The organism is Daejeonella sp., from assembly GCF_037719425.1.
Classification (GTDB): Bacteria; Bacteroidota; Bacteroidia; order Sphingobacteriales; family Sphingobacteriaceae; genus Daejeonella.
In genome coordinates, this window is sequence record NZ_JBBJNI010000181.1 from 1 (window position 1) to 7,592 (window position 7,592).

8 protein-coding genes are annotated in these 7,592 nt (G+C 42.7%); 4 read left to right on the top strand and 4 right to left on the bottom strand.

Annotated elements, in window-relative coordinates; all coding sequences use genetic code 11:
• On the top strand, positions 1–198 hold a 198-nt coding region (locus WKF69_RS17565; protein WP_340383527.1), incomplete at its 5' end, for a hypothetical protein.
• Between the two features lie 83 nt (positions 199–281).
• A complete protein-coding gene (locus WKF69_RS17570; RefSeq protein WP_340383528.1) occupies positions 282–1,586 on the top strand; it encodes a HAMP domain-containing sensor histidine kinase in 1,305 nt (434 codons plus the stop codon).
• On the opposite strand, the gene WKF69_RS17575 is transcribed toward WKF69_RS17570, so the two are convergent.
• The gene (locus tag WKF69_RS17575) at positions 1,583–2,182 is read right to left on the bottom strand and encodes a cupin domain-containing protein (RefSeq protein ID WP_340383529.1); all 600 of its coding nucleotides are present in this window, start codon (positions 2,180–2,182) and stop codon (positions 1,583–1,585) included. The two genes, WKF69_RS17570 and WKF69_RS17575, sit on opposite strands and share 4 nt — an antisense overlap.
• On the bottom strand, positions 2,175–2,606 hold the full coding sequence (locus WKF69_RS17580) for a sigma factor (RefSeq protein ID WP_340383530.1): 432 nt from the start codon (positions 2,604–2,606) through the stop codon (positions 2,175–2,177). The genes WKF69_RS17575 and WKF69_RS17580 overlap by 8 nt, the downstream gene beginning before the upstream one ends.
• A gap of 244 nt (positions 2,607–2,850) precedes the next feature.
• Here WKF69_RS17580 and proB point away from each other — a divergent pair, with 244 nt between their 5' ends.
• Together proB and WKF69_RS17590 are read left to right on the top strand one after the other, a co-directional pair.
• The gene (gene proB / locus WKF69_RS17585; RefSeq protein ID WP_340383531.1) at positions 2,851–3,885 is read left to right on the top strand and encodes a glutamate 5-kinase; all 1,035 of its coding nucleotides are present in this window, start codon (positions 2,851–2,853) and stop codon (positions 3,883–3,885) included.
• Positions 3,886–4,183: 298 nt separating this feature from the next.
• Positions 4,184–5,431, top strand: a complete 1,248-nt coding sequence (locus tag WKF69_RS17590; protein ID WP_340383532.1) for a glutamate-5-semialdehyde dehydrogenase — start codon at positions 4,184–4,186, stop codon at positions 5,429–5,431.
• A 326-nt stretch (positions 5,432–5,757) separates the two neighbouring features.
• On the opposite strand, the gene WKF69_RS17595 is transcribed toward WKF69_RS17590, so the two are convergent.
• The gene (locus WKF69_RS17595; RefSeq protein ID WP_340383534.1) at positions 5,758–6,537 is read right to left on the bottom strand and encodes a GLPGLI family protein; all 780 of its coding nucleotides are present in this window, start codon (positions 6,535–6,537) and stop codon (positions 5,758–5,760) included.
• A 5-nt stretch (positions 6,538–6,542) separates the two neighbouring features.
• Positions 6,543–7,592: outer membrane beta-barrel protein (locus WKF69_RS17600; protein ID WP_340383535.1), on the bottom strand; the 1,050-nt coding region annotated here is incomplete at its 5' end.

Sequence of the window (7,592 nt, forward strand, 5' to 3'; positions counted from 1 at the left end):
TATACAGTGACTTATATCACTAACTTAATGACATTGAGCGAAAGCTGGAACCTCAAAGACCCCTCAGTCCTGCACGGGCGGGACAGCTCCCCTGCCTACCGTCAGACAGGTTTAAAAATTGGGAGCAGGAGACGTACCCGGCGGAATACAAGAAAATTGAGCTTCCAGCGGAGCAGGCATTTCATCGGAACTAACTGAAATTTAAACTTGTATGTTAAATTTTGATCGGTTTTGTGATGAAATTGTTACCTTCGCAACCTACCTATTGAAAAATATCCGTAATGAGATCAAAAGACCGTTTAAAAAACATCTGGGTCGAGTTAGTGGGCGAGAGTGCCGAATTACGTAATGAGCATATTGCGGTTAACGCCATGTGCTTAATCAGCTTCGTATTGCTGATGATCCTGGTGCTGTTTGATATCGTCATGGGGATGTACAATATGGCTCTGATTCTCGGTTCAATGAGCATCGTTAGTAGCTTTCTGTATTATTATGCCCGCTATAAGCAGAAATACAACGCCGTTATTTTTATATATACAATAGCAAGCTATGCAATTCTGGGAGTTTGTTTCGTGTTCAATTCGGGTATTAACGGGCCAACCGTACTGGGCTTCGTCTTAACGTTTCTTCTTCTGACAGCGATAGTAAAAAGAAAATATCACTTAACTATCGCCTGCGTGCATGTCGTTTTCCTTATCTCTTTATGTCTTGCAGAGTACCAAATGCCGCACTGGTTTCCCTATTCGTATTCTTCAGGCCTTGTGAGGATTGCTGACTGGTCGTTTGTTTTCGTACTCTGTATGGCGTTTACTTATTTTATAGTCATGTTCCTGCGGTCCAGTTATAAACGCGAGCACATTTTGGCTGAGCAAAGGGCGCTGGATATTTTAGAACAGAATGTCAGGCTTCAAAATCTGATCGCTGAAAAGGATAAACTGTTTTCTCTTGTTTCGCATGATATCTCCACCCCCCTTACATTGATACAGGGTTACCTGGAGGTGCTCGGTGATGCGCCCGCGGAAAAGGAGATTGAGATAAGGCAAGGATTGCTGTCGCTTACCCGAAGGACCTCGGACATGCTGGTGAACATGCTCACCTGGTCTAAGAGCCAGATGAACGGAGTGAAGATCAACACCCAGTCGTTCAACGTAAATGAGCTTCTTCATCGTAATCTTCCTATATATCATTCAATAGCCGAAGCAAAAGACATTAGCATAGACACTTCCGCCTGCAGTGATGTATTTGTAAGCGCCGATGAGGAGATGACCAAAGCCATTTTTAGAAATCTTCTGAGCAATGCCATAAAGTTCACCCCTTCTGACGGGCAAATAAAGTTAGCTATTGAAAGAGATGGGAGGTTTTGCAATATCCATATTACAGATAACGGGATCGGCATGTCACCGGAAAAACAGCAGGAGCTGTTTACCCTTAATTCAAAAGCTACCTACGGAACTCATAATGAAACGGGCGTAGGGCTTGGTCTGGTGCTGTGTAAAGAATTTGCGGAATTGCAAAAGGGCAATATCATCGTGAAAAGTACAGAGAATGAGGGGTCTAATTTTACGGTAAGATTGCCGTTGAGTTAAACCGCAACGTGCTGTAATATTGCAACCACGCTATCTGACAAGATTTCCACATTGTGATGCGCGTATAGCGGAATGGCCATAAAATCTCCCTCTTCCATATAACGAACATCACTCCCCACAGTACATTTACATCTTCCTTTTAAGATGAGGAAGCTTTCATGAGATTCGTCGTGAACTTCATCGATAATATTAGTAGACGCAACCACCAGCAATTGGACAACCTTGTCTGATTGGTGCAGTACGGATGTGAAAATTTCTTCTTTGGCAACTTGATCGGGGATTATGTCCTTTACAAGCTCAACCCATTTGCTGTGATCAGAGAATGGCGAGATAAGCGGAAGATCCCTCAGACTCATTTCCTTTTCCTTTTCGATATTAAAGATGCTATCCTGTATTTTTTTCTTAAATCGCGGATGAGGAGTTATCCCTTGTGACTGTGCATACAATTCCAGCGCTGATTGAATGCTCTCCAGTTCAGTGCGTATTTCCGGGAAAATAGAAAACATGCGCTCAACCTCCCCCCGTTCGTTTAGATCGAGCTGATCGAGGACATACATTTCAAGTATGCCGCTTTCTATATATGTCTGTTTATCCAATTTTTAATGGTCTTGTCTGTTTCAATTCTTCCCGTAGCCTGGTGACCGCTTCTTTCATACTGATGCGCAATCTGCCTGCAGCTTCTTTAATGTTTAGCCCATGTGTCATCACCAGCTCTAATATGCCGGCTGACCCTGTAGCCTCGTTATTTTTATTTATGGAGTCAAAGATCGCAAAATTTCGTGCAATGTTTATCATCCATGTTGAAAATGTCAGTTTCTTAGCGTCGTGTGCCGCCCTGCACTTCCATATCTTCAATATCGTCTTCTCCAGTAACCTTTCTGCCGCCACCTGGTCTTTCACGATCCGGAAGATCACCCCATATAACAACGGTGCATAACTATCGTACAATAAAGAATACTCAGATCTGTCATCACTTATATTAAGCTTAACGGAAGATCTGTCTTTTATATATTTAGTCACCTGTCCTATTATAAATATAGTGAATTTGATTGTTGGTTGTTTATTAGTTAGTCGGGGGTACGTGTACCTAAACGCTCTAATCAACTAACAACCCACAACTAACAACTTTGTTCTAACAACCCCTGTCATTGCGAGCCTGCCTACCGTAGGCAGGCGCAGCGCGGCAAAACAACTAACAACTTCGTTCCGTCAATTAAAAATCCCCTCATTTTTATAGATTTGTCCTAACGCAACAAACATACTCTTGGCAAAACCTATACTCGTATTAAAATTCGGAACGGCATCCATTACCACCAGCAAAGGTGAGCTTGATGAAGTTGTGATCTCTGAGATTGCTCGGCAGGTGAATGTTATACATCACAAATACAATCTGGTGATCGTATCATCAGGAGCTGTAGGGGCCGGAAAGCGCTTCCTTAAAAACTATAGCGGTACTTTAAATGAAAAGAAGGCGGCAGCATCCATCGGCAATCCGCTCTTGATGAACACTTATTCCCGCTATTTTTCTCCTTACGGGATATCTATAGCTCAGAGCTTATGTGAGCGGCATCACTTTTCAAACCGTGATCAATTCTTGCAGCTGAAAAAGACTTATGAGAAATTATGGGCAAGTAATATTATTCCAATCGCAAATGAGAATGATGTTGTAAGCAACCTTGAATTAAAGTTTTCTGATAACGACGAGCTGGCTACACTTATAGCTGCGGGTTTCGGCGCTGAACAGGTGTTATTCAGCACATCTGTTCCGGGTGTTCTGGATGGAGAGGGGAATGTTATTCCTGAGCTGGACACTTCTGAAAAGAAAGTGCTTTTATTAGCAAACAAGGAAAAGTCTTCAACAGGCCTGGGCGGCATGACGTCCAAGTTAAACTTCGCCCGGCTCGCCAACCAGATGGGGATAGGCGTGGTAATTTTCGGGGTACGCACCGAAGATGGAATATTAAAGGCCCTCGAAGCAAAGACCGGAACTCTATGCCATGCACAAAAGATCAACCTTCCGGCACGTAAAAAGTGGCTGGCGAGCGGCAGCCTGGTCAGCGGCCGGATACAGATAGATGCCGGAGCATGTAAAGCGTTATTGAAACGGCACAGTCTGCTGGCAGTGGGTATCATAAAGATCCTTACAGGGTTTGAAAACGGCGAGATTATAGAAATATTAGACGAAGAGAATAATGCTGTTGCAGTAGCAAAGGCAAAAATTGCTTCGTCGGCCCTGGTTAAAGATTTTAACGTGAAAAATCTGGAGGTGGCGCATGCGGATAATATTGTGCTTCTTTAAAAGCTGAAAGTTGAAAACTAAAAACTGAAGCTTGCTGAAGACTACTGGGAAGGTATTCTTGTTGCGCTTGTCATTCCGAATAATTTCGAAGTTTTCTTTAAAACCTTCCACCGTTGTGTACACTGGCGTACACAACGCATTGAAGCAACCTCATTATTTCTTCAAATCAGGCGCCTGGTTATCCGACCTGGTACGTTCGCCACTTTCAGTTTTCAGTTTTCAGTTTTCTCCAGCTCTTATAACAATCCCATTATCAAATCTTCCCCCCAAGTCTTATATTTACCTCATAATAATTAAGATGGACAATATTCAATCTCTTCTCGAACAAGCATCTCTCGCTACTACAGCTGCGCGGGGGCTTAGCGATGAGAAGAAATGCCTGATACTAAATACTCTTGCAAAAAAGCTAAGGGATAAGGTAGCGGCAATAGTAAAAGAGAACAAGAAAGATCTGGATAAGATGCCTGATACTGATCCTAAAAAGGACAGGCTTCTGCTTTCTGAAGTGCGGATCAATGATCTCGCGAAAAGTGTGGAAGAGATCAGCGCTTTGCCTGATCCTTCTGATCATTTGCAGTATGAAAGTACGCTTGCAAACGGCTTATCTGTTAAAAAGATCACAGTTCCTTTGGGTGTTGTGGGGATCATTTATGAATCACGCCCGAATGTGACTGTTGATGTTGCCGCTTTATGTATCCGTTCCGGAAACGTTTGTGTTTTGCGGGGCGGTACCGATGCCTTTTTTACCAATACGGCTTTGGTGTCTTTGATAAGAGATGTGCTTGCAGAATATGATGTCGATGAAAATATCGTACAACTATTGCCCGCCGACAGGAAGTTCATGCCTGAGCTTTTGACTGCCACAAAGTATGTAGATATTCTGATCCCGCGCGGATCACAGCAGCTGATAGATTATGTGCGCGAGCATGCTTCCGTTCCGGTGATCGAAACAGGAGCGGGCGTATGCCACACTTATGTCGAAAGCACAGCTAATCTTACAAAGGCTGCCGACATTGTTACCAACGCTAAAGTCACCCGGCCGTCCGTTTGTAATTCACTGGACACGGTGATTGTTGACAGGAAGATTACTGCGGATTTGTTAAAGCTTCTTGCCCCGAAATTACTGGAATATAGTGTCGAGATCTTTGCTGATGCTTTCAGCTATGAGATCCTCGAAGACCTAAAATACCCTCATCTTATTCAGGCTGTGGAAGAGGACTTTGGACGCGAGTTTCTTGACTTTAAATGCTCAGTAAAAACTGTCGATAATCCTGATGAAGCGTTAAAACATATCAGGACCTATTCATCTAAACATTCGGAAGCCATCATTTCTGAAAACAAAGAACTATGCGAGCGCTTTCTGAAGGAAGTAGATGCGGCAGCAGTATTTGCAAACGCTTCTACCCGCTTTACCGACGGCGGAGTTTTCGGCCTTGGCGCTGAGATTGGTATTTCTACGCAAAAGCTTCATGCACGCGGACCTTTTGCTTTAGAAAAGTTAGTTACTGAGAAGTGGGTTGTGAGGGGGGATGGGCAGGTTCGTTAAACGCTGTAATTTATTGCTGAAAGCTGAAAACTGAAGGAAACGACTCTGGACGGAAAGAGTGATAGTTGAATGAGACTAATAATTGAAAGCTGAAAACTGAAAGTTGAAGGAAACGTACCTTGACGCTAGGGTTGAAAGCTGAGAATTTAAGGAGACTAATAATTTGAAAGTTGAAGGAAACGGATATTGACGGTTGAGTTAAAGCATCTGGTTGAGCCTTGAAGGTGGGTACGTTTGGTCAGTTTCAGTTTTCAGTTTTCAGTTTTCCGTTTTTTTAATTTTCAGTTTTCCACTTTCAGTTTTTTTCCTTTTCATTTACGTATCCTTTATAATAGATATGCTTTCAATCGCCCCTGAGCATAATTGCCCCAGTTTTTCATTACTGATTTGAGTGTAGCGATCAGACCATTATTATCTGTAGGTTTTCCTTTTTTCGGTGCTGCAATTGTACCAGCCGCAAGTGCCTTGGGGGTTACTAACTTGGCAAACCAGGTTACATTTTCATGCGGAAGGGCTACACCGAGTATCATGCCGGGAAGGCCTGCAAAAGATTCTGGTCCTCCGGATACAGGGATTTCGTCAGTGTAAAATGCTACCACATAAATTGAGTCCATTATAATAGCATTTGCTCTGCGGCACGTGTAACCAGCTATATCGCGGGTTTCTGACGTAATTTTCCATGTGATCTTTCGAATGCTGTCTGTAACGAGGAACTTCTCCTCGTAAATTGTTTTTTGAGCGACGACCTTGCTGGCTGCCAGATCGGTATATATAATGTTGTTTTGAGGGGCAATGGCTACCTGTTCATTAAACATCACCCGGGGACCCGCGTCAGGGTCTATCGGCGTAAAAAGGGTTTTGTCTTTGGAAAATGCCAGGGTACTTTTTAAAATCCTGAACTGTGGCTGCGTGGATTTGTATTGATCGTAAGCCGCACGATAAAACATCTCGTTGTCCTTATTGATCATACGTGGGATCTGCGCATGCATATTTATGCTTTTCTCAAAGTCAATGGTTCCCTCGAAAGCAAAGTTTGTATGCTGGGCATATCCGGAACGCGCGGAAATGAGAAGAATAATAATGAGGAAGTATTTCTGAGCTTTCATCTTTTTTATTTTTTTGGTTGAGGTCCGCCCATTTTACTAACGTCGTAAATAAGCGAGAACATTGCATATCTCCTGATCGTGGTATAGCTATTTTGGGTGATCATATTGCTTGTCGCTCTTCTGCTGAATCCTGTGTTCTGATTAAAAAGGTCATTCCCAGAAAGCTGAAGCTTAAGACCCTCATCCTTCATGAAGCTTTTTGTTAAGGTTGTATTCAGTAAGAACCGGCCAAAATCCTCATTAAATGATTGAGTTTTCTGCTGGTAGAAATAACTGCCGCTTAAGCCGACCTTAACCTTACCGGGCAGGTACAAATTGCCTTCCATATAAGCATCCGTTGTCCAGCCGTTGTTATTGATGTTCTTTTGTAAATCCGACTGGCTTTTCGAATAAGAAGGGCCAATACCCGCATAAAAGTCGTATTTCTTTGCTTTATAAGAACTGAAAGTTAGCCGGGGGGTATACGTTTCTGATTGGGTCTTGTTTAAAACGTTATTTATCATGTTGTAATAGGTATTGCCATTAACATTGACATTCAAACCGGCACGCAGGTTTGTTCCAGGGATCTTCCGGGAGAAATTACTATAGATATAGAAATTAAACGGTGATTTACTACCCAGGTTTATGGATTGGAAAGTGCTTTTTCCTGCCTGGTCAGTAACGGTATTATTTACAATAGCGTTCGAAGTAAATGAGTACGAGCCATTAAAATATATATTCCGGTCGGATATTACCTTATAACTGTTGTAGCCAATGCTAAACCTATTGTTAAAAGATGGGCCAAGCTCCGGATTTCCAAGTGTAATGTTTAGTGGGTCGGTATTTACACGAACAGGCTGGATCTGGGAGATGTTAGGCTGGCTTGTTGATCCAAAATAATTCAATCTGAAAGATTTCTGCGTTGTAAAGTTATACTGATAACTTGCCTGCGGATTCCAGTTCATAAAATTCCTGTCATACTGCTTGCTGGTATATAGGTCTGTCTGGTCAAAATTCACAACACTGGCTTTTGTCCCGAAAGTTATCACGCTCTTCTTTGGCCGGTAACTAAAGAT